The organism is Kytococcus sp. Marseille-QA3725 (assembly GCF_054950055.1).
Genome location: NZ_JBUCLA010000001.1, coordinates 206,671 through 229,157 on the forward strand (window position 1 = coordinate 206,671; position 22,487 = coordinate 229,157).

The window sequence follows — 22,487 nt, forward strand, 5'->3', positions numbered from 1 at the left end:
GAACTGCTCCCCGGGTGTGCCTAGGGTGTGGCGCGTACCCCACGGGGGCCCGGGCACGGGCTGAGATAGGGCTGACGCCGCCCTGACCGTCCGAACCTGACCGGTTAGCACCGGCGGAGGAAGCGAGGACGACGATGTCGTGCACCTGTGACCACCAGCAGACCCACACGATGACCGGGGAGAACCACCCGCAGCACCGACTGGTCACCCGGAGCGACGGTGAGGTGAGCGTCCCGATGACGGCGATCACCCAGCACGAGTCGCCGGACGGGACCCCGAACGAGGACTTCGTGGTCTACCGGACGATGGGCCCGGGCTCCGACCCGCAGGTGGGTCTGGCCCCGGCCCGCCAGGAGTGGATCGAGGCCCGCGGCGACACCGAGGAGCACGCCGGTCGCGGGCGCAACCTGGCCGACGACGGCCGTGCCGCCGAGCGTCGGGGCGAGGCGTCCGAGGCCTGGCGGGGCCGGGTCCAGCCGCCGCGCCGCGCGGTGGCCGGCCGCACCGTGACCCAGATGCACTACGCCCGTCGCGGCGAGATCACCCCGGAGATGCGCTTCGTGGCGCTGCGCGAGGGCTGCGACGTCGAGCTGGTGCGCTCCGAGGTGGCCGCCGGCCGCGCCATCATCCCGGCGAACGTGAACCACCCGGAGTCGGAGCCGATGATCATCGGCCGGGCCTTCCTCACCAAGGTGAACGCCAACATCGGCAACTCCGCGGTGACCTCCTCCATCGCCGAGGAGGTGGAGAAGATGTCCTGGGCCACCCGCTGGGGCGCGGACACCGTCATGGACCTGTCCACCGGTGACGACATCCACACCACCCGCGAGTGGATCCTGCGCAACTCCCCGGTGCCGATCGGCACCGTGCCGATCTACCAGGCGCTGGAGAAGGTCGCCGGCGTGGCCGAGGACCTCACCTGGGAGGTCTTCCGCGACACCGTCATCGAGCAGGCCGAGCAGGGCGTGGACTACATGACGATCCACGCGGGCGTGAGGCGCGAGTTCGTGCCGCTGACCGCCGGGCGCGTCACCGGCATCGTCTCGCGCGGCGGCTCGATCATGGCCGGCTGGTGCATGGCCCACCGGCAGGAGTCCTTCCTCTACGAGCACTACGACGAGCTGTGCGAGATCTTCGCCGCCCACGACGTCGCCTTCTCCCTGGGTGACGGGCTGCGCCCCGGCTCGCTCGCGGACGCCAACGACGCCGCCCAGCTGGCCGAGCTGCGCACCCTGGGCGAGCTGACGCAGCGCGCCTGGGAGCACGACGTGCAGGTGATGGTGGAGGGCCCCGGCCACGTGCCGCTGCACCTCGTGAAGGAGAACGTGGACCTGGAGCAGGAGTGGTGCCACGGCGCGCCCTTCTACACGCTCGGCCCGCTGGCCACCGACATCGCGCCCGGCTACGACCACATCACCAGCGCCATCGGGGCCGCGCCCATCGCGCAGCACGGCACGGCGATGCTCTGCTACGTGACGCCCAAGGAGCACCTGGGCCTGCCCAACCGCGACGACGTGAAGACCGGCGTCATCACCTACAAGATCGCCGCGCACGCCGCCGACGTGGCCAAGGGGCACCCGCACGCCCGGGACTGGGACGACGCGATGAGCAGGGCGCGCTTCGAGTTCCGCTGGCACGACCAGTTCGCGCTGTCGCTGGACCCGGTGACCGCGCAGGAGTTCCACGACGAGACGCTGCCGGCCGAGCCCGCGAAGAACGCTCAGTTCTGCTCGATGTGCGGGCCGAAGTTCTGCTCCATGCGCATCAGCCGCGACATCAACGAGGAGTTCGGCGACCAGATGGCCGCGGGCCCGGTGCCGGTGGAGATCGGGACCGCCCCGCCCGCCCCGCAGGCCGCGGAGTCGGCCCCTGCCGAGCCGGCCGAGCCGACCCCGGCCGGGCGGTGACGGCCCGGGGCGCCCGGGGCGCCGATCTCCCCGGGTGGCGGATGGGACACTGGGCCGCATGACCACCACCTCCCAGCCCGCCAAGCACCTCAGCCTGCTGCGGACCTTCGCCCTGGCCACCGCGCTCCTCACCGTGGGCCAGGCCGTGCTCGGTCTGCTTCTGCTGTTCACCGACATCGACCTCTACGACGTGCACGGATGGATCGGCTACGCCGCCTTCGTGACCGCCGTCGCCGCCGCCATCGGTGCCTTCCTGTGGAAGAAGGTGAGCGGGAACACCGGCCTGTTCATGCACGCCCTGGGTCTGGCCGTGCTCGCACTGCTGCAGATCGGCCTGGCCGAGATGGGCCTCAAGTGGGTGCACGTGGTGCTCGGCGTGCTGATCCTCGGGGCGGCCCTCGCGCTCGCCTCGCTGGCCCAGCGCAAGCCCGGCGCACCGCTGGAGCAGCGCACCGACGTGCGCGCCTGAGCACGACCACCTGCACGAAGGCGGCGGGCCACACCCTTCAAGGGTGTGGCCCGCCGCCTTCGTCGCCGTGCGGCGCGTGTCCGCACGGTGGATGAGGCATCGGTCAGGCGGTGAAGCCGTCCACGATCTCGTTGAAGGTCTTCGACGGGCGCATCACGGCCGTCGTCTTCGCGTCGTCCGGGTGGTAGTAGCCACCGAGGTCCGCCGCGGAGCCCTGCGCGGCGAGCAGCTCACCGGCGATGGCCTCCTCCTGGGCGCCCAGCTGCTCGGCCAGCGGGGCGAACTTCTTGGCCAGATCGGCGTCGTCCGACTGGGCCGCCAGCTCCTTGGCCCAGTACAGGGCCAGGTAGAAGTGGCCGCCGCGGTTGTCGATCTCGCCGACCTTGCGGCTGGGCGAGCGGCCCTCGTTGAGCAGCGTCTCGGTGGCGCGGCCGAGCGCGTCGGCCAGCACCTGCGCCTTGCGGTTGTCCTCGTGCGAGGCCACGTGGTCCAGGCTCTCGGCCAGGGCCAGGAACTCGCCCAGGGAGTCCCATCGCAGGTGGTTCTCGGAGGTCAGCTGGTCGACGTGCTTCGGGGCCGAGCCGCCGGCGCCCGTCTCGAACAGGCCACCGCCGTTCATCAGCGGCACCACCGACAGCATCTTGGCGCTGGTGCCCAGCTCCAGGATCGGGAAGAGGTCGGTGTTGTAGTCGCGCAGCACGTTGCCGGTGACGCTGATGGTGTCCTCGCCCTTGCGGATGCGGTCCAGCGAGAACTGGGTCGCGTCCTCCGGGGACATGATGCGGATGTCCAGCCCCTCGGTGTCGTGGTCCTTGAGGTACTTCTCCACCTTGGCGATGAGCTGGGAGTCGTGGGCCCGCTCGGCGTCCAGCCAGAAGACGGCCGGGGTCTGCGAGGCGCGGGCCCGGGTGACGGCGAGCTTCACCCAGTCGCGGATCGGCTCGTCCTTGGTCTGGCAGGCGCGCCAGATGTCACCGGCCGAGACCTTGTGCTGCATCAGCACCTCACCGGAGGAGTCGACGACCTGCACGGTGCCGGCGGCGGGCACCTCGAAGGTCTTGTCGTGGGAGCCGTACTCCTCGGCCTTCTTGGCCATCAGGCCGACGTTCGGCACCGAGCCCATCGTGGTGGGGTCGAAGGCCCCGTTCTCCTGGCAGTCCTCGATGACGGTCTGGTAGACGCCGGCGTAGGAGGAGTCCGGGATGACGGCCAGCGTGTCCTGCTGGGCGTCGTCCTTGTTCCACATCTGGCCGCTGGTGCGGATCATCGCCGGCATGGAGGCGTCGATGATGACGTCGCTGGGCACGTGCAGGTTGGTGATGCCCTTGCGGGAGTCCACCATCGCCAGGTCGGGGCCCTCGTCCAGGCCCTTCTCGATCGCCTCGCGGATGGGGTCGGCCTGCTCGGCGGGCATCTTCTCGAGCCCGGACAGGATGGCGGCGAGGCCGTCGTTGGGGGACAGGCCGGCGGCGCGCAGGGCCTCGCCGTGCTCGGCGAACACCTCGGGCAGGAAGGCCCGTACGGCGTGGCCGAAGATGATCGGGTCGGAGACCTTCATCATCGTGGCCTTCAGGTGCACCGAGAAGAGCAGGTCCTCGTCCTTGGCGATCTGCACCTGCTCGGCGAGGAAGCTGTTGAGGCGGGCGACGTCCATGAAGGTGGCGTCCACGACCTCGCCGTCGAGCACCTTCACGCCCTCCTTGAGGACGGTGGTCTCACCGGAGTCGGTGACCAGCTGGATGGTCAGGGAGTCGTCGCCGTCGATGACCACGGACTTCTCGTGGCTGGCGAAGTCGTCTTCGCCCATGGTGGCCACGCGGGTGCGGGAGTCGGCCGACCACTCACCCATGGAGTGCGGGTGCTTGCGGGCGAAGTTCTTGACGGCCTGCGGGGCGCGGCGGTCGGAGTTGCCCTCGCGCAGCACCGGGTTGACGGCCGAGCCCTTGACCGCGTCGTACTTGGCGCGGACGGCGCGCTCCTCGTCGGTCTGCGGGTCCTCGGGGTAGTCCGGGATCGCGTAGCCCTGGCCCTGCAGCTCGGCGACGGCCTCCTTGAGCTGCGGGACCGAGGCGGAGATGTTCGGGAGCTTGATGATGTTGGCCTGCGGCGTCGTCGCCAGCTCGCCCAGGTTGCCCAGGGCGTCCTCGACGCGCTGGTCCTCGGTCAGCTGCTCGGGGAACTGGGCCAGGATGCGGGCGGCCAGCGAGATGTCACGGGTCTCCACGTCGATGCCGGCGGCTCCGGCGAACGCCTCGACGATCGGCTTGAACGAGTACGTCGCCAGGAGCGGCGCCTCATCGGTCCGGGTCCAGCTGATGGTGGCCATCTGGGGTGTTCTCCCTCATCTCGGGTGGGCCCGCGGCGTCGCCACGGGGCCGGTCGTCGGCTCCGCGGTGGTGCGGTGCGGGCTGCGTACTGGTGGTCCAGCCTAGTTGGCCGCGCGGGAGCCCGGCACCTCGCGCCCCCGTGGAGCGCGGTGCGGTGCCGCGTTCCGCGGGGAGTGCGAGGCCCTGCGCGCCGGCGTCGCCCGCAGGGGGTCGGGCCGGCGTCGCCCCACGAGAACCGCACCGGTGCTGAACTCGACAGTCCAGTTCAGCACCGGTGCGGTTCTCGGCCGGAGGCGCTTGACCGATGCAGCACCGGTGCGGTTTTCGACTGTCCAGTTCAGCACCGGTGCGGTTCTCGGCCGGAGGCGCTTGACCGATGCAGCACCGGTGCGGTTTTCGACTGTCCAGTTCAGCACCGGTGCGGTTGTCAGTTCTTGGGGACGCTCGACTTCGGCACCGGTGCTGAACGGGGAGCGGTGCGGCGCGCCAGGTGCCCGGGCATGATGGGGCGGCGGGCAACCGGTCCGCCCTCCGCCACCGCGGAGTCCCCGACCCCTGGAGCCTGCCCATGCGCATCGCCGTCGTCATCGGATCCACCCGCCCCGGACGGAAGGGAGAGGCCGTCGGCCGCTGGGTGAAGGAGCAGGCCACCGCCCGGGTGGAGGCAGGTGAGGCCGCCGAGGGCGTGACCTACGAGCTGGTGGACCTCGCCGACTTCGACCTGCCGCTGCTGTGCGAGCCCACCGTGCCCGGTGCCGCGAACGGCGAGTACGAGAACGAGCGGACCACGGCCTGGTCGGAGTGCATCGCCGCGTTCGACGGCTACGTCTTCGTCACCGCCGAGTACAACCACTCCATCCCGGCGGCGTTCAAGAACGCGTTCGACGTGCTGTTCGTCGAGTGGCGCCACAAGGCCGTCGGCTTCGTCGGCTACGGCGCAGAGAACGGCGTGCGCGCGGTGGAGCACTGGCGCGCCGTCGTGGCCAACGCCTCGATGCTGCAGGCGCGCAACCAGGCGGGACTGGACGTGTCCTCGAGCGTGGCCGAGGACGGCACTGTCACCGCGCCGGACCAGGCCGCCACCAAGTTGCGCGTCCTGTTCGGCGAGCTGGAGGAGCTCACCGCGCTGGCTGCCTCGCGCCGCGCCTGACAGAGCACCTGCCGGACGCGCACGACGCGTGGGTGGGGCGATCTGTCACGATCGCCCCACCCACGCGTCATGAGGGCGGGCGCTGGCCAGGCGGGCCAGCACGATGCCGGGCCATGTGGTCGGGCCAGCCCGGTCAGCCGGCTCAGTCCGCCTGCAGCACCTCGCGGTGCTCGCGGGCGCCGAGGAACTCCGGCCGCGGGGCCGGGGCGGCGTAGGGCTCACCGCAGGCGTTGTCCGCCGCCGTGAACACGATGAACACGTTGGACCGCGGCGCCGGCGTGACGTTGCCGTTGGACGCGTGCATGCAGTTCGAGTCGAACCAAGTCGCGCCCCCGGCCCGGCCGGTGAGCACGTCGATGCCGAACTCGTCGTACATGCGCGTCAGCACGTCCGGGTCCGGCGTGCCGGCGCCCTGGGCCACCAGCGAGGACTTGTAGTTGTCCCGCGGCGTCTCCCCGACGCAGGAGACGTAGCGAAGGTGCGAACCCGGCATGATCATCAGCGGCCCGTTGTACGAGTGGTTGTCCGTCAGGGCGATGGAGACGCTGATCGCGCGCGGCGAGGGCATGCCGTCCTCCGCGTGCCAGGTCTCGAAGTCCGAGTGCCAGGAGAACGGCGCCCCGCCGAAACCGGGCTTGAAGTTCACCCGGCTCTGGTGGATGGTCACCGGCCCGCCCAGCACCTGCTGGGCGCGGCGCACCAGCCGCGGGTCGTGCGCCACGGAGCGGAACAGCTCGTTGGTGCGGTGCACCTCGAAGACCGAGCGCAGCTGCCCCGAGGCCGCCTCGGTGATGGTGCGCTCGTCGGCCAGCACCTCCGGGTTGCGGGAGAGCTCGTCCAGCTCGGTGCGCATCCGCTCGATCTCCGCAGGCGTGAACAGGTCCGGCACCTGGGTGTAGCCCCGCTGCTCGACCTGCTCCAGCTCGTCCACCTCGAAGGGGCCGTCCTGGGGTCCGCCGGCGACGACCGGGTCGCGGCGCTCCAGCACGGCGGGGCGGTCGGCCAGGCGGGTGGGGTAGTGGTCGGTGCGGCTGTCGGCGGCGGTGCGGGTCGTGTGGTTCGGGGTGGTCGTCATGGTGTGCCTCCTCGCATCACGCGGTCGGGTGGTCAGTGGTGTTCTTCCTCTCGGCGGGAACGACCGATCGGGCACCACGGCACCTGCCGCGGTGCCCGATCGGTCGGGCTCGGGGACGTGCCCCGGGGTCCGTCCAGTCAGCCCTTCGGGGTGTCCAGACGGTTGCCCTCGGCGTCGAGCAGCGGGTAGACGCCGTGCTCGTCGTGCACCTCGCGGCCGGTCACCGGCGGGTTGAAGGTGCAGACGCAGTGGATGTCCTCCTCGGCGATCACGGTGTGCTTGTCGTGGTCGTTGAGCAGGTACATCGTGTTCGGGCGCAGCTCGAACTCCTCGCCGTTCTCACGGTTCACCAGGGTCCCCTTGCCCTGGTACACGTACACGGCCTCGATGTGGTTGGCATACCACATCTCGGTGGTCGTGCCGGCCTTGAGGATCGTCTGGTGGAACGAGAAGCCCACGCCCTCGTCGGCCAGGAAGAACCGACGGGAGCGCCAGTTGCCGTGCTCGACGTCGTTCTCGGTGCCGTTGAGGTCCTCGAGGTGGATGACCTTCATGCTCTCTCCTTCTGCGTGTGAACTGGTTCGGGTGGTTCTCAGGCGCCGACGGTGGCGACGGCCTCGGCCAGGACGGCCACGGCGCGGTCGATCTCGTCGTCGGTGACGGTCAGCGGCGGCAGCAGCTTGACGACCTCGCTGTCGGGGCCGGAGGTCTCGACCATCAGGCCCTTCTCGAAGGCCGCGGCGGCGATCTTCTCGGCGGCCTCGGTGTCCGCGAAGGCGATGCCGCACATCAGGCCGCGGCCCCGGACCTCGGCCTCGCCGCTGGCCTTCTCGACGATGTCGGCCAGGCCGGCGTGCAGGCGCTCGGCGCGGGCCCGCACCTCGGCGCCGAAGGCGTCGTCGGCCCAGTAGTTCTCGATCGCCGCGGCGGCGGTGACGAAGGCCGGGGTGAAGCCGCGGAAGGTGCCGTTGTGCTCACCGGGGGTCCAGTCGTCCAGCTCGGGGCGGACCAAGGTGATCGACAGCGGCAGGCCCAGGCCGGAGAGCGACTTGCTCAGGCAGACCACGTCCGGCGTGATGCCGGCCGGCTCGAACGAGAAGAAGGTGCCGGTGCGGCCGCAGCCGGCCTGCACGTCGTCGACGATGAGCTTCACGTCGTGCTTGGCGCACACCTCGGCGAGTTTCTTCACCCAGTCCATCGAGGCGGCGTTGAGGCCACCCTCGCCCTGCACGAGCTCGACGATCGCGCCGGCGGGCAGGTCGCCGCCGGCCTTCTCCCACTGGGCGTCCAGCGCGTCGAGGTCCACCAGGTCGGCCTCCGGGGCGTGGCCGTCGTAGGCCACCTGGGTGACGTCGGTCAGCGGCACGCCGGCGCCGGCGCGCTTCATCTTGTTGGCGGTCACCGAGAGGGCGCCCAGGGTCATGCCGTGGAAGCCGTTGGTGAACGCGACGACCTCGCTGCGGCCGGTGGCCTTGCGGACGGCCTTCAGCGCGGCCTCGACGGTGTTGGTGCCCGTCGGCCCGGGGAACAGGACCTTGTGGTCCATGCCGCGGGGCTCCAGGACGTTCGTGGTCAGGGCCTCCAGGAAGCGGCGCTTCGCGGGGGTGTGCATGTCCATCGAGTGGATGACGACGTCCTGCGCCAGGTGCTCCATGAGGGCACCCTTGATGGCCGGGTTGTTGTGCCCGTAGTTCAGGGCGCCGGCACCGGCGAAGAAGTCCAGGTAGGTCTCACCGGTCTCGGTGTGCTGCTCGGCGCCGCGGGCGGTGGTGAACACCACCGGCCACTGGCGGCAGTAGGAGCGCACGGAGGACTCACGGGCCTCGAAGATGCTCGTGTCTCCGGGCGCATAGGTGGCGGTCGGGGTCTGGGTCATGGCTCTACCTCCAGGGTGGGGGTTCGGTCAGGCGTCCAGGGGCTCGATGCGGTGCAGCAGCTCCGCGTCGTGCACGTCGTCGGCGGGGAAGTGCTCGGGGGTGATGAACTCGGTGATCGTCTCGGTGGCGCCGTTGCGGCGGGCGAACCCGGCGAACAGCGCGTTCGAGGCGTCGTTGTCGGTGGTCACGGTGCTCTCCAGCGCGGTGGCGCCGGTGGCCTCGACGCCGGCCTGCAGCATCCGGCCGGCCAGCCCGAGTCCGCGGGCGGCCTCGTCGACGGCGATCTGCCAGACGAAGAGGGTGCCCGGGTCGGCGGGGCGCAGGTAGGACATGCAGAAGCCGACGACCTCGCCGTCGAGCTCCGCCACCGTCGAGTGCTGGCCGAAGTCGCGCGCCATGATCAGGTAGGCGTACGAGGTGTTGAGGTCCAGCACCCGGCTGTCCCGGGCGATGCGCCACATGGCGGCACCGTCGTCGAGGGTGGCCCGGCGCAGGACGACGCGGTCGGTGTCGGGGCGCTCCGCCGCGGCGGTCACGCGCCGACTCCCTGCTCGATGAGCACCTCGGCCACCTGCACGGCGTTCAGCGCGGCGCCCTTGCGCAGGTTGTCGCCGGCGACGAAGAGCGCCAGACCCTTGCCCCCGGGGACGGACTGGTCGGTGCGCACGCGGCCGACGAGGACGTCGTCGGAGCCGGCGGACTCCAGCGGGGCCGGGATCTCGGTCACGGTCACACCGGGTGCGTCCGCGAGCAGCTCCAGGGCGCGCTCGGGCGTCAGCTCCCGGCCGAAGCGGGCGTGGACGGCCAGCGCGTGGCCGGTGAACACCGGGATGCGCACGCAGGTGCCGGAGACGGCGAGTTCCTCGATGCCGAGGATCTTGCGCGACTCGTGGCGCAGCTTCTGCTCCTCGGAGGTCTCGCCGGAGCCGTCGTCCACCAGGTCGCCGGCCATCGCGATGGCGTTGAAGGCGATCGGGCGCGGGTAGGTGCTGGACTCCGGCAGGGCCTCGTCCAACGCGGAGCCGTCGTGCACGAGCTGCTCCATGGCGCCCTCGCCCGCGGCGACCGCGGCGCGCGACTGCTGGGCCAGCTCGTCGACGCCGGCGAGGCCGGAGCCTGAGACCGCCTGGTAGGTGGCGACCTGCAGGGCCTCCAGGCCGGCCTCGTCGTGCAGCACCTTGAGCACCGGCATCGCGGCCATGGTGGTGCAGTTCGGGTTGGCGATGATGCCCTTGGGGCGCTCGGTGGCGGCCTGCGGGTTCACCTCGCTGACCACCAGCGGCACCTCGGGGTCGCGGCGGTAGGCCGATGAGTTGTCGACCACGACGGCGCCGGCCTCGGCGAAGCGCGGTGCGTGCTCGCGGGAGGTGCCGCCACCGGCGGAGAACAGGGCGATGTCGATGCCGCGGAGGTCCTCGGTGGAGGTCGCGGCGACGTCCTCGACGGTGACGGTGCGCTGCTGACCGGTGCCGTCGGTCCACTCCACCTGCTTGCCGGCCGAGCGGGCCGAGGCGAACAGGCGCAGCTCGCCGACGGGCAGCTTGCGCTCGGTGAGCAGTCGCAGCATGACGGTGCCGACCTGGCCGGTCGCGCCGACGACGGCGATGGTGGGGGCGGGCAGGGCCGCGGGGTGCGTGGCGTGGGGCTCGCTCATGCCGATCACCGACCCGTCCCGGCGTGGACGACGGCCTCGGTGTCGCTGTCGAGGCCGAACGCGGTGTGGATGGCCCGCGCGGCATCGTCGACCTGGTCGTCCGAGACCACGACGGAGATGCGGGCCTCGGAGGTCGTGAACATCATGACCGTGATGCCGGCGTCCGCCAGCGCCTTCATGAGCTGGGCCGGCACCTCCGCGTTGGAGCGGACGCCGTGGCCGCTGACGGAGACCTTGCCGACGCCCTCGTCCACCGAGACCTCGGTGAACTCGAGCTCGGACTGCTGCTTCTCCAGCGCCGCCTTGGCCAGCTGGGCGTCCTCCACCGGCAGGGCGAAGGAGAAGTCCACCAGGCCGTTGTCGCGGGCGGTGTGGGTCTGGCCGAGCACGTCGATGACGGACACGACCTCGGAGAGCGCGGCGAAGATCGACGCCGCGCGCCCGGCCTTGTCCGGGATGTTGACGACGGTGAGCATCGCCTGGTCGTGGGTGTGGGCGACGCCCTGGATCAGGGGCTCTTCCATCGGGTCCTCCTGCGTCTCGGTGTGGTCGGTGGGGGCCTGGTCCCGGGTCTCGCTCACCCAGGTGCCGGGGTCGTGCGTGAAGCTCGAGCGCACGTGCAGCGGCACGTCGTGGCGGCGGGCGAACTCCACCGCGCGCAGGTGCAGGATCTTGGCGCCGTGGGCGGCCAGCTCGATGGCGTCCTCGTAGGACATCCAGCTGATCTTCCGCGCGCTCGGGATGATGCGGGGGTCGGCGCTGAACATGCCGTCGACGTCCGAGTAGATCTCGCACACGTCGGCCTCGAGGGCCGCGGCCACCGCGACGGCGGTGGTGTCGGAGCCGCCGCGGCCGAGGGTGGTGGTGTGCTCGTCCTCGGTCCAGCCCTGGAAGCCGGCGACGATTGCGACGTGGCCGTCGTCCAGGGCGGTGCGCAGGCGGCTGGCGTCGATCTCGGTGATGCGGGCCGAGCCGAAGGCGTCGGTGGTGCGCAGCCCGGCCTGCCGGCCGGTGAAGCTCAGCGCGGCCGTGTCGAGCTCGTGCAGGGCCATGGCCAGCAGCGCGATGGAGATCTGCTCGCCGGAGGTCAGGAGCTGGTCGAGCTCCCGCTCGGACGGGGAGTCGGTGATCTCGCGGCTGAGGTCGAGGAGGTCGTCGGTGGTGTCGCCCATGGCGGAGACCACCACCACGACGTCGTGCCCGGCGGCACGGGTGTCGGCGATGCGTCGCGCCACGCGGCCGATGGACTCGGCATCGGCCACGGACGATCCGCCGTACTTCTGGACGACGAGGGACATGCACTCTCCCGGGGGTGGGGGACTGGGGCTTGAAGCCCGTCGACCATAACGTCCGGTCATGCACATGTCACATCCCGGTGTCAGGATCTATGCGTTCCCCGTCTCACACCCCGGCTGCGAGGTGCCCGCCGCCGACCCCCGGAACGGCGTGGAGCGGTGCGGATAGGCTGGGTGGACACCAGGTAGGGAGGCACCATGAGCCAGCAGGATCGAGCGAACACCACCCCCGGCGAGGTCGTCGTGGTGGGGGTCGACGGCACCGAGCGCGACCGGGCGGTCGTCGAGTGGGCGGCCAGGTCCGCCCTGCGTCGCGGAGTGGGCCTGCACGCGGTGCACGCCCAGGAGTCGATGGCCACCGCCTACGCGCCGGTCGGCTTCGGCATGGACGCGCCGCTGCTCACCCAGCGCGGCGACGAGGTGGACGAGGGGCACGAGGTGCTCGAGCACGTCCGGGCGATCCTCGCCGACCTCGGGTTGGAGCCGGAGCTCACCTTCGACGCCCCGTGGAACACCGGCAGCCAGTCGCTGCTGGAGGTCGAGGACGAGGCCGTCCTCATCGTCGTCGGCACGGCTCGCAAGCACGGGCTCACCCGCTTCCTGTTGGGCTCCACCAGCCTGACCGTCGCGATGCACGCGACCTGCCCGGTCATCGTGGTCGGTCCCGAGGGCGTGCCGGAGCAGCGCAACCTCCTGGCGGTCGGTGTCGACGGCAGCCGCGACAGCACCAAGGCGCTCCGTTTCGCGATGGAGACCGCCTCCCACTGGGGCCAGCGGGTCCGGGCCGTGACCACCTGGAACATGGCCGTGGTCAACGGCTACGTGGTCACCGAGCCGGACTCCGAGGAATGGCGCGGCATCGTCGCCGACCTCGAGAAGTCGGTGCAGAAGCAGGTGGACGAGGTCCTCGAGAGCGATCCGTCGCTGTCCGAGGTGCAGGTCGAGGTGCAGGCCCTCCACGGCCGCCCGGTGAACGCGCTGGTGGGTCTGTCAGAGGAGGCCGACCTCGTGGTCGTCGGCTCTCGCGGGCGTGGTGGCGTGGCCGGCGCGCTGCTCGGCTCGGTGAGCCAGGGTGTCCTGGCCGAGGCCCACTGCCCGGTCGCGATCATCACGCACTGACCCGCCCGGCACCGCGACGGCGGGGCGTCGACCCGACGGGGTCGGCGCCCCGCCGCGCTGTCAGCGGCGCGCCGCGCGGTGCTCCACCGTTTCGGCGAACCAGTGGGCCAGCGGCGTCCACGCGTCCCGGAGCTCGTCCTCGGCCGCGGCCACCCGGCGGGCGGCCTCGACGACGTCGATCCCGTCCTCGCGCGCCTGCTCGGCGCTCGGCTTGTCGACGGTCCAGGCGTTGAAGATCACCGGGCCGGCCTCCGGGTGGCCCTGCAGACCGATGCCGTGCGTGCCGTAGCGGGCCGCGCCCATGCTCCCGTCCGGTGAGGTGGCCAGCACGGTCGCGTTCTCCGGCAGGTCCACCACGACGTCGTTGTTCCACATGACGATGCGCTGGCCGTCGTGACCGCCGGTGGCCGCGTCCTGCCTGCCGGCGGGGGTGAGCGCCATCGTGGCCAGTCCGGTGGCGTGGCCCTCCGGGTTGGGGGCCACGCGTCCGCCGTGGGCGACCGCCATGAGCTGGTGGCCGAGGCAGGTGCCCAGCTGCGGCACCCCGGACGCCTCGGCGCGGCGCAGCAGCTCCTTCGTGGGCGTCAGCCAGGCGAAGCGCTCGTCGTCGTGGGCGCCCATCTCGCCGCCGAGCACGAGCAGCCCGTCCGCGGCCTCCAGCCGGGCCGCGGCGTCCTGCGGCCACCCCTCCCAGGCGCGGACCACGTCGAGCTCCAGGCCACGCGCGGCCCAGAGCTCCCCGAGCAGGCCGACCGGGCAGTTCTCCTCGTGCTGGATGACCAGGATGCGGGGCGTCGTCATGCCCCGGACCCTAGCCCCGGGCAGCAGGTCAGACGAACGAGCCGACGGCGAAGGTCAGCCCCATCGCGATCGCCCCGCCGAGGACGTTGCGCGCCACCGCCCGGCCCTTGCGGGCGTCGCTCAGGTGGGCGCTCAGCGCACCGGTGCCAGCCAGGGCCAGCAGCACCGAGACCACCGTCACCGCGAGGCGCGATCCCGCCGGGGTGAGCACCATCGCCAGCAGCGGCAGCAGGGCCCCCAGGGCGAAGGCCACGAGCGAGGCGAACGCGGCCTCCCAGGGGTTCGTCTCGTCACCGGGGGCGAAGCCGAACTCCATCTCCGAGTGCGCGGCGAGGTCGTCGTGCTCGGTGAGCTCCCGCGCCACCTGCTCGGCCACCTCCGGGGAGACCCCGCGGTCGCGGTACATCGCCGTGAGCTCCGCGAGCTCGAACTCGGGCATCTCGTCGAGGTGCCGTCGCTCGTCGGCCAGGAGCTGCCTCTCGGCGTCCCGCTGGGTGGAGACCGAGACGTACTCGCCCGCGGCCATGCTCAGGGAGCCGGCCACCAGCCCGGCCACACCGGTCAGCAGCAGGACGCGGGAGTCGCTCGTGGCACCGGCCACGCCGACGACGATGCCGGCCGTGGAGACGATGCCGTCGTTGGCGCCGAGCACACCGGCCCGCAGCCAGTTCAGGCGGTCACCGGCCTGGTGGACCTCGCCGTTGGGGTGGACGATGGGGGAGCGCATGCGCACATACTGCCAGCCCCACCGTCCAGTGGGTTTCAGCCCCGAGGGCGGATCTCCCCGGCGTGGATGCGCTCGACGTGGTGGCAGGCCACCGTGTGCGAGGAGGTGACGCCGGGCAGGTCGACCGTCCGCAGCTCCGGGCGCTCGGTGCTGCAGCGGTCCTCCTGCACGAAGGGGCAGCGCGTCCGGAAGCGGCACCCGCTCGGCGGGTCGGCCGGGGAGGGCAGGTCGCCCGCCAGCAGGATCTGCTCCCGCTCGTCCTCCACCACCGGGTCGGGGACGGGCACGGCCGACATGAGGGCCCGCGTGTAGGGGTGCAGCGGGGCGTCGTACAGCTTCTCTGCATCGGCCTCCTCGACGAGTCCGCCGAGGTACATCACCCCGACGGTGTCCGAGATGTGCCGCACCACCGCCAGGTCGTGGGCGATCACCAGGTAGGTCAGGCTGCGCTCGCGCTGCACCGAGCGCAGCAGGTTGACCACCTGCGCCTGCACGGACACGTCCAGGGCGGAGACCGGCTCGTCGGCGACGATCAGCTCCGGGTCCAGCGACAGGGCGCGCGCGATGCCGATGCGCTGCCGCTGCCCGCCGGAGAACTCGTGCGGGTACTTGTTCAGCGCACTGGCCGGCAGTCCCACCTCGTGCAGCAGGTCCTTCAGCCGCTGCCGGGCGGCCTCCTTGTCACGGGTCATGCCGTGGGCCGACATGCCCTCCCACAGCAGGGACTCCACCGTCTGCCGGGGGTCCAGCGAGCCCATCGGGTCCTGGAACACCATCTGCATGTGGCGGCGCTGCTTGCGCAGGGACTCCCCGCGGTACTCGGTGAGGTCCTTGCCGGCGAAGCGCACCGAGCCGTCGGTGACCGGTTCCAGCTGCAGCAGCGCCCGGCCGAAGGTGGACTTGCCGCAGCCGGACTCGCCGACCAGGCCGTAGGTCTCCCCGCGGCGGATGGTCAGGCTTATGCCGTCCACGGCCTTCACGTGGCCGACGGTGCGGTCGAACACGATGCCCCGCTTGATGGGGAAGTGGACCTTCAGGTCGTCGACCTCGACCAGGACGTCCCCGCGCTCGCGGCGTGGCCCGTCCACGGAGCCGGACCCGGTCGGCACCGGGGTGTCCTCGCCGGCGACCGCGCGGCCGTCGAACTCGTCGATGCTGGTGCTCATCGTGCCTCCTGGACGGGGTTGTGGCAGCGCAGTCGACGGTCGTCGGCGACCGCCGCGTCGGCCTCGAGCTCGGGGGCCTGCTGCGTGCACAGCCCGATCGGCTGGCTGCAGCGGGGCGCGAAGGCGCAGGCCGAGGACCACGGCAGGTTGTCGACCACCGAGCCGGGGATCGGGTCGAGCTCGGCGCCGCGGTCGCCGCGGAGGCTCGGGATCGAGCCCAGCAGCCCCGTCGTGTACGGGTGCCGGGGGTGGGCGAACAGCGGGTGCCGCTCACCGCGCTCCACGATGCGCCCGCCGTAGAGGACGTTCACCTCGTCGCACAGCCCGGCCACCACGCCGAGGTCGTGCGTGATCATGATCAGCGCGGTGCCGGAGTCGCGGACCAGGTCCTTCAGCAGCTGGAGGATCTGCGCCTGGATGGTCACGTCCAGGGCGGTGGTCGGCTCGTCGGCGATGAGCAGGCGGGGCTCGCAGGCCAGCGCCATGGCGATCAGCGCGCGCTGGCGCATGCCGCCGGAGAGCTGGTGCGGGTACTCCTTGAGGCGCCGGTCGGGGTCGGGGATGCCGACCTTGTCGAGCATCTCCCGGGCCCGGGCCATCGCGTCCCTGCGCTTCAGCCCGCGGTGCCGCTCGATGACCTCGCTGACCTGCAGGCCGATCGGGACCACCGGGTTCAGCGAGCTCAGCGGGTCCTGGAAGATCATGCCGAGGTCGCGTCCCCGGCGGTCGCGCATGGCGCGGTCGGACTCGGTGAGCAGGTCGGTGCCCTCGAAGAGCACCTGCCCGGAGACCTCCGAGCCGCGGCGGTCCAGCAGGCCCATGATGGCCAGCGAGGTGACCGACTTGCCGCAGCCGGACTCGCCGACCAGGCCGACGGTCTGCCCCGGGCGGACGTCGAAGGAGACGCCGTCGACCGCGGTGAAGGGGGTGCTCCCGCGGCTGCGGAACTCGATGGACAGGTCGCGGACCGAGAGCAGCGGCTCGGCCGATCCGGGACGGGACGGGTGCGTGTCGGACGCGAACGTGGCGGCGGTGGCCATGCGCGTCACCTCCGGGTCTTCGGGTCGAGGGCCTCCCGGAGCGCCTCACCCATCAGCGTGAACCCGAGGGCGACCACGATGATGCAGAGGGCCGGGTAGATGGCCAGGTGCGGGAAGGAGTCGATGTATTCCTGGGCCTCGCCCAGCATCTGGCCCCACTCGGGCTTGCGGGTGTCGGCGCTGCCGACGCCCAGGAAGCTCAGGGCCGCGGCGTCGACGATGGCGGTGGCCATGACCAGCGTGGACTGGACGATGACCGGGCCCAGGGCGTTCGGCAGCATGTGTCGGAACACGATGGGGCCGAACCTCACGCCGGCTGCCCGGGCGGCCAGGATGTGGTCGCCCTCGCGCTGGGCGAGCATCGAGCCGCGCAGCAGGCGGGCGAAGATCGGTACCTGCACGATCGCGATCGCGAGGATCACCGTCTGCAGGGTGGGCTCCTTGAAGAGGGCCGCGATCGAGAAGGCCATCAGCAGCGACGGGATGGAGAGCATCACGTCGACGATGCGCATGACCACCGCGTCCACCCAGCCGCCGAGGGCGCCGGCCAGGGTGCCGAGCACCAGGCCGCCGGCCAGACCGCCCAGGGTGGCCAGCACGCCGACCATGAGGGTCTGTTGGCTGCCGACGATCAGGCGGCTCAGGAGGTCGCGCCCGCTCTTGGCGTCACCGCCGAGCGGGTGACCGGGGCGCGGCTCGGGCACGGTGTTCGTGGCCGTCACGTACTTCTCGAGGACGCCTGCCGTGGGGTCGTGGGGCGCGATCCACGGGGCGAACAGCGCCAGCAGCACGAAGAGCACCACGATCGTCAGGCCGACGAGGAAGGCCGCGTTCGTGCGGAGGCGGCGCCAGGCGCCCATCCACAGCGACTCGCCCTTCGCGTCGTCGAGGGTTCCCGCCTCGGAGACGGACTGGTCGATCAGGACACTGGGGTTCGGTTGGGTCATGCCGGTCACCTCGTCCGGACGCGCGGGTCGACGACCGCGTAGAGGATGTCGACGATCAGGTTGACGACGACGTAGACGCCGGCGGCCACCATGATCAGCAGCTGCAGCATCGGGTAGTCGCGCTGCGTGAAGGACTGGGCCAGGGCGTCGCCGAGGCCCGGGATGGAGAACACCTTCTCGGTGAGGATGGCCCCGCCCAGCAGGGCGCCCACCTGGAGGCCGATGATGGTGATCACCGGGATCATCGCGTTGCGCAGCACGTGGCGGCCGCGGATGGTCCGCGCGGCCAGGCCCTTCGACTGCGCCGTGCGGACGTAGTCCTCGTCCACCACGTCGAGCACGGCTGCGCGCGTGATGCGGAAGATGACGGCGAAGGGGATCGAGGCCAGGGCCATGGCCGGCAGGATCAGGTGCTTGAGGGCGTCCCACGCGGCGTCCCACTCGCGGGTCATGAGGCCGTCGAGGATGAAGAAGTTCGTGATGTGCGTGGCGTCGATGCCGGCCTGCTGACGGCCCGAGACGGGCAACCAGCCGAGCTCGACGGCGAACAGCCAGCGGAGCATGTAGGCCAGGAAGAAGACGGGGACGGCGACGCCCACCAGCGAGCTGGCCACCGACAGGTTGTCGAAGATCCCGCCCCGGCGGCGTGCGGCGAGGTAACCCAGCGGGATGCCGGCCGCCGTCGCCAGCAGGATGGCCATCACCGCGAGCTCGATGGTGGCGGGTGCCCGCTCCACGAGGATCTGCGTGACGTCGGTGCCGGGCAGCAGCGCCGTGGAGACGCCGAAGTCGCCCTGCAGGCAGCGCTTCACGAAGGCGAGGTACTGCATGGGCAGGGGCTGGTCGAGTCCGAGCTGCTTCTCGAGCTCCGCGCGAGCCTCGGGCGTGCCGCGGTCGCCCAGCAGGGCGCCGACGGCGCCGCCGGGCAGTGAGCGGAGCCAGAAGAAGAGCAGCACGCTCAGCACGAGCAGGACGAGCACCATCTGGAGCAGACGGCGCACTATGAAGCGGATCACAGGGGCGCTCCTGTCAGGGGAGGTCCGGGTATGGGAATGCCCGGTGCATCGGGACGACGCACCGGGCGTCGGGGGCGGTCTGGAGGGGTGGGTGCACCGGTGGCGCACCCACCGGGGTCACTCGGAGATGGAGACCGTGTCGAACTGCTCCGCGGTCAGGGGTGAGGCGACCAGGCCCTGCACCTTCGGGCTGACGACGATGGCCGGTGGCGAGTGGGTCAGGGGGACGGCCGGCAGGTACTCCTCGGCCAGCTGCGCGTTGAGCTCCTCGTAGCGCTGCTCGCGCTTCTTGTCGTCCTGGATGGCGTCGGCCTGCTTGAGCTCCTTCGACAGCTTCTCGCCCCACGGGTACTCGCCGGTGGCGAAGCGGTTGTCGGTGGCGCCGAACAGGGTGCCGATGAAGTTGTCCGAGGAGTTGTAGTCGCCGGTCCAGCCGAGCAGGAAGGCCTGCGCCTGACCGGTGTCCACACCGTCCAGGTAGCCGCCGTTCCACGGCTTGGAGTTCGCCTTCACCTTGATGCCGGCGGCCTCCAGGTCGCTCTGCAGCGTCTCGAAGATCTTCTGCGGGTCCGGCATGTAGGGTCGGGTGACCTCGGCCGGCCACCAGACCTCCAGGGTCATGCCCTCGGCCCCGGCTTCCTTGAGCAGCTTCTTGGCCTGCTCGGGGTCGTGCGGGGTCGGCTCGACGCCGTCGTCGTACCCGGCGACGCTCTCGGGGACGAACTGCGTGGCCACGTCGGCCCCCTCGGGCATCTGGGTCCGCACCAGCTGCTCCTTGTCGATCGCCATGTTGATCGCCTGACGGACGCGCGGATCCTTGAGCTTCTCGTTCTGGGAGGGGTTCAGTCCCAGGTACAGGATGTTGAAGGGGTCGCGGATCATGACCTGGTTGCCCTCGTCCTCCAGCGACTTCCAGTCGATGGGATTGGGCAGGTCGTAGCCGTCGATCGAGCCGGCCTTCAGCTCCTGCTTGCGGGTCGCCTCGTCGGGGATCACCTTGAAGATCAGCTCCTCGAGCTTGGCCTTCTCCCCGTGGTAGTCCTCGTTGCGCTTGAGGGTGATGGTCTTGTTCGCGGTGTCGTAGTCCTCGAACGTGAACGGGCCGGTGCCGGTGGGGTGCTCGGTCGCGTACTCGGGGTACTCGAAGCCCTCACCCTGGGCCTTGACGTCGTTGGCCCTGTACTTCTCCATGGCGGTCGGCGACTGCATGGACAGCGCCGACAGGGTGAGCAGGGTGGGGAACTTGGAGGTCGCCTCGGTGATGGTGACGACGGCCTTGTTCTCCGCAGGGGCCTTGCAGTCCTTGTAGAGGGAGTCGACCTTGCCGTCGGCGAAGCCGCCCATCGTGTCCTGCCAGTAGGCGGAGACCGAGGGGCTGGCACCGGCACCGGTCTGGTTGTACATGCGCTCGAAGTTCTTGCACACGGCCTCGGCGTTGAACGGGGTGCCGTCGTGGAACTTCACCCCCTCCTTGAGGGTGAAGGTCCACTCGGTGCCCGCGTCGTTCGACTCCCACTTGGTGGCCAGACCGGGGGCGACGTCCGCGGTGCCCGGCTTGATCTCGAGCAGCCCCTCGAAGACCTGGCGGGTGATGCGGAAGGTCTCGCCGTCGGTGGCGTAGAAGGGGTCGAAGACCTTCGGCTCACCGGCGGCGCCGAAGGTCATGGTGTCGCCGGCTGCCTTCTCCTCGCCGCCCGAGCCGCCGTCGTCCTTGCCGCGCTGCGACTCGGCGCAGCCCGAGAGGGTGAGCGCTGCGGCGCAGATCCCGGCGACGACCGCTGCGGTGCGATGTGTGCTCACGAGTTCTCCTCACGTGTCCCGCGATTCGGCGGGGCCGGACCGCTTCCTGGGCCGCCGGGCGGCCGGTGTGCGGTAGACGCTAGGGGGAGGGGGGAGAGCGTTCCAGCCCCGCCGCGTGTGACGGAGGCGATTGACACCAATTCGTGACCTGCCGCCCGGCTGCGTGATACTGGACGTCATGACGCAGACCTCCCGCGCAGATCGGCGCAATGTCGCCATCGTTGCCCACGTCGACCACGGCAAGACGACGCTGGTCGACGCCATGCTCCACCAGTCGGGGGTGTTCGGCGAACACTCGCACGTCGACGAACGCGCCATGGACTCCGGCGACCTGGAGCGGGAGAAGGGCATCACCATCCTCGCCAAGAACACCGCGGTGCACTACCGCGGTCCGGCCGCCCGGGAGCTCGACGGCGTCGGTGACGACGGCGTCGTCATCAACATCATCGACACCCCCGGCCACGCCGACTTCGGTGGCGAGGTGGAGCGCGGCCTGTCGATGGTCGACGGCGTGGTGCTGCTGGTCGACGCCTCGGAGGGGCCGCTGCCGCAGACGCGCTTCGTGCTCCGCAAGGCCCTCGACGCGAAGATGCCGGTCATCCTGGTGATCAACAAGGTCGACCGGCCCGACGCCCGGTGCGCCGAGGTGATCGACGAGGTCTACGAGCTGTTCATGGACCTCGGTGCCGAGGAGGACCAGATCGACTTCCCGATCGTCTACGCCTCCGGCAAGGCGGGGCGGGCGGACCTCGAGGCCCCCGGCGACGGCGAGCTGCCGGAGAGCCCGAACCTGGAGCCGCTCTTCCGCACCATCCTGGACACCGTCCCGGCCCCGGTCTACGACGACGAGGCCCCGCTGCAGGCGCACGTCACCAACCTGGACTCCTCGAACTTCCTGGGCCGTCTGGCGCTGCTGCGCATCAAGAACGGCACCCTGCGCAAGGGGCAGACCGTCGCCTGGATGCAGCGCGACGGCAGCGTGCAGAACGTCCGCCTGTCCGAGCTGCTGGTCACCGAGGGCCTCGAGCGCCAGCCGGCCGAGTCCGCCGGCCCGGGCGACATCGTCGCCGTCGCCGGCATCGCCGAGGTGATGATCGGCGAGACCCTGGCCGACCCGGAGAACCCGGTGGCCCTGCCGCTGATCCACGTGGACGAGCCCGCCATCTCGATGACGATCGGCACCAACACCTCGCCGCTGGCCGGCCGGGTGAAGGGCAGCAAGGTCACCGCCCGCCTGGTGAAGGACCGGCTGGAGTCCGAGCTGATCGGCAACGTCTCCCTGCGCGTCCTGCCCACCGAGCGCCCCGACGCCTGGGAGGTGCAGGGCCGCGGTGAGCTCGCGCTGGCCATCCTGGTGGAGCAGATGCGCCGCGAGGGCTACGAGCTGACCGTCGGCAAGCCGCAGGTGGTCACCAAGGAGGTCGACGGCAAGGTCCACGAGCCCGTCGAGGCCCTCACGGTGGACGCGCCGGAGGAGTTCCTCGGCGCGATCACCCAGGTGATGGCAAATCGCAAGGGCCGCATGCTGGAGATGTCGAACCACGGCACCGGTTGGGTGCGCATGGAGTTCCGCGTGCCGAGCCGTGGCCTCATCGGCTTCCGCACCGAGTTCCTCACCGAGACCCGCGGCACCGGCATCGCCCACCACGTCTTCGACGGCTACGAGCCGTGGTTCGGCGACATCCGCACCCGCATCGCGGGCTCGCTCGTGGCCGACCGCGCGGGCGCGGCGACCTCCTACGCGATGTTCAACCTGCAGGAGCGCGGCACGCTCTTCATCGAGCCGACGACCGAGGTGTACGAGGGCATGATCGTCGGGGAGAACTCCCGCGCCGACGACATGGACGTGAACATCACCAAGGAGAAGAAGCTCACCAACGTGCGCTCCGCCGGCGCCGAGGTGCTCGAGCGCCTGGCCCCGCCGCGCGCGATGAGCCTGGAGCAGTCGCTGGAGTTCTGCCGCGAGGACGAGTGCGTGGAGGTGACCCCGGAGGCCATCCGCATCCGCAAGGTGGTGCTCGACCAGGTGACCCGCGGGCGGGAGGCCCGCCGGGCGAAGAACGCCTGACCGACCGACGCGCAGGAGCCCGGCACCCCGTGGGGTGCCGGGCTCCTGC

Annotated in this window: 19 protein-coding genes; 5 read left to right on the forward strand and 14 right to left on the reverse strand. The window is 71.2% G+C overall.

The window, feature by feature from the left end:
* Positions 1 to 170: 170 nt before the first annotated feature.
* Entirely contained in the window at positions 171 to 1,907 is a 1,737-nt protein-coding gene (thiC, locus tag ACY8FT_RS01025; protein ID WP_462418373.1) for a phosphomethylpyrimidine synthase ThiC, read from the forward strand.
* Positions 1,908 to 1,965: 58 nt separating this feature from the next.
* Positions 1,966 to 2,376, forward strand: coding sequence for a hypothetical protein (locus tag ACY8FT_RS01030; RefSeq protein ID WP_462417091.1), 411 nt, complete (start codon positions 1,966 to 1,968; stop codon positions 2,374 to 2,376).
* A gap of 103 nt (positions 2,377 to 2,479) precedes the next feature.
* Here the strand turns inward: ACY8FT_RS01030 and ACY8FT_RS01035 are convergent, their stop codons facing one another.
* Positions 2,480 to 4,702, reverse strand: coding sequence for an NADP-dependent isocitrate dehydrogenase (locus tag ACY8FT_RS01035; protein WP_462417092.1), 2,223 nt, complete (start codon positions 4,700 to 4,702; stop codon positions 2,480 to 2,482).
* A gap of 569 nt (positions 4,703 to 5,271) precedes the next feature.
* Between ACY8FT_RS01035 and ACY8FT_RS01040 the strand changes: the two genes are divergently transcribed.
* Positions 5,272 to 5,853: an NADPH-dependent FMN reductase gene (locus ACY8FT_RS01040; RefSeq protein WP_462417093.1), complete on the forward strand. Its 582-nt coding sequence runs from the start codon at positions 5,272 to 5,274 to the stop codon at positions 5,851 to 5,853.
* Between the two features lie 142 nt (positions 5,854 to 5,995).
* On the opposite strand, the gene thpD is transcribed toward ACY8FT_RS01040, so the two are convergent.
* The 6 genes from thpD to ACY8FT_RS01070 all read right to left on the reverse strand — a co-directional run bounded on the left by thpD (position 5,996) and on the right by ACY8FT_RS01070 (position 11,757).
* Complete coding sequence (thpD, locus tag ACY8FT_RS01045; RefSeq protein WP_462417094.1) at positions 5,996 to 6,928, reverse strand: ectoine hydroxylase; 933 nt, start codon at positions 6,926 to 6,928, stop codon at positions 5,996 to 5,998.
* Positions 6,929 to 7,065: 137 nt separating this feature from the next.
* Entirely contained in the window at positions 7,066 to 7,482 is a 417-nt protein-coding gene (locus ACY8FT_RS01050; protein ID WP_462417095.1) for an ectoine synthase, read from the reverse strand.
* Between the two features lie 38 nt (positions 7,483 to 7,520).
* Positions 7,521 to 8,804, reverse strand: coding sequence for a diaminobutyrate--2-oxoglutarate transaminase (gene ectB, locus ACY8FT_RS01055; RefSeq protein ID WP_462417096.1), 1,284 nt, complete (start codon positions 8,802 to 8,804; stop codon positions 7,521 to 7,523).
* 27 nt (positions 8,805 to 8,831) lie between these two features.
* Positions 8,832 to 9,341, reverse strand: coding sequence for a diaminobutyrate acetyltransferase (ectA, locus tag ACY8FT_RS01060; RefSeq protein WP_462417097.1), 510 nt, complete (start codon positions 9,339 to 9,341; stop codon positions 8,832 to 8,834).
* The gene (locus ACY8FT_RS01065) at positions 9,338 to 10,459 is read right to left on the reverse strand and encodes an aspartate-semialdehyde dehydrogenase (RefSeq protein WP_462417098.1); all 1,122 of its coding nucleotides are present in this window, start codon (positions 10,457 to 10,459) and stop codon (positions 9,338 to 9,340) included. The genes ectA and ACY8FT_RS01065 overlap by 4 nt, the downstream gene beginning before the upstream one ends.
* A gap of 5 nt (positions 10,460 to 10,464) precedes the next feature.
* The gene (locus ACY8FT_RS01070; protein WP_462417099.1) at positions 10,465 to 11,757 is read right to left on the reverse strand and encodes an aspartate kinase; all 1,293 of its coding nucleotides are present in this window, start codon (positions 11,755 to 11,757) and stop codon (positions 10,465 to 10,467) included.
* 195 nt (positions 11,758 to 11,952) lie between these two features.
* Here ACY8FT_RS01070 and ACY8FT_RS01075 point away from each other — a divergent pair, with 195 nt between their 5' ends.
* On the forward strand, positions 11,953 to 12,873 hold the full coding sequence (locus ACY8FT_RS01075) for a universal stress protein (RefSeq protein ID WP_462417100.1): 921 nt from the start codon (positions 11,953 to 11,955) through the stop codon (positions 12,871 to 12,873).
* A 60-nt stretch (positions 12,874 to 12,933) separates the two neighbouring features.
* Here the strand turns inward: ACY8FT_RS01075 and ACY8FT_RS01080 are convergent, their stop codons facing one another.
* The 7 genes from ACY8FT_RS01080 to ACY8FT_RS01110 all read right to left on the reverse strand — a co-directional run bounded on the left by ACY8FT_RS01080 (position 12,934) and on the right by ACY8FT_RS01110 (position 20,370).
* Complete coding sequence (locus ACY8FT_RS01080; protein WP_462417101.1) at positions 12,934 to 13,674, reverse strand: type 1 glutamine amidotransferase; 741 nt, start codon at positions 13,672 to 13,674, stop codon at positions 12,934 to 12,936.
* A gap of 28 nt (positions 13,675 to 13,702) precedes the next feature.
* Positions 13,703 to 14,401, reverse strand: a complete 699-nt coding sequence (locus tag ACY8FT_RS01085) for a VIT1/CCC1 transporter family protein (protein ID WP_462417102.1) — start codon at positions 14,399 to 14,401, stop codon at positions 13,703 to 13,705.
* A gap of 35 nt (positions 14,402 to 14,436) precedes the next feature.
* Positions 14,437 to 15,567, reverse strand: a complete 1,131-nt coding sequence (locus ACY8FT_RS01090; protein WP_462417103.1) for an ABC transporter ATP-binding protein — start codon at positions 15,565 to 15,567, stop codon at positions 14,437 to 14,439.
* Entirely contained in the window at positions 15,564 to 16,607 is a 1,044-nt protein-coding gene (locus tag ACY8FT_RS01095; protein WP_462417104.1) for an ABC transporter ATP-binding protein, read from the reverse strand. Before ACY8FT_RS01095 ends, ACY8FT_RS01090 begins: the two co-directional genes overlap by 4 nt.
* A 5-nt stretch (positions 16,608 to 16,612) precedes the next feature.
* On the reverse strand, positions 16,613 to 17,554 hold the full coding sequence (locus tag ACY8FT_RS01100) for an ABC transporter permease (RefSeq protein ID WP_462417105.1): 942 nt from the start codon (positions 17,552 to 17,554) through the stop codon (positions 16,613 to 16,615).
* A gap of 5 nt (positions 17,555 to 17,559) precedes the next feature.
* Positions 17,560 to 18,570 (reverse strand): ABC transporter permease, encoded by a 1,011-nt coding sequence (locus ACY8FT_RS01105; protein WP_462417106.1) that lies wholly within the window; start codon positions 18,568 to 18,570, stop codon positions 17,560 to 17,562.
* 117 nt (positions 18,571 to 18,687) lie between these two features.
* Entirely contained in the window at positions 18,688 to 20,370 is a 1,683-nt protein-coding gene (locus ACY8FT_RS01110; protein ID WP_462417107.1) for an ABC transporter substrate-binding protein, read from the reverse strand.
* Between the two features lie 178 nt (positions 20,371 to 20,548).
* Here ACY8FT_RS01110 and typA point away from each other — a divergent pair, with 178 nt between their 5' ends.
* Entirely contained in the window at positions 20,549 to 22,438 is a 1,890-nt protein-coding gene (typA, locus tag ACY8FT_RS01115; RefSeq protein ID WP_462417108.1) for a translational GTPase TypA, read from the forward strand.
* The last annotated feature ends 49 nt before the right edge of the window (positions 22,439 to 22,487 follow it).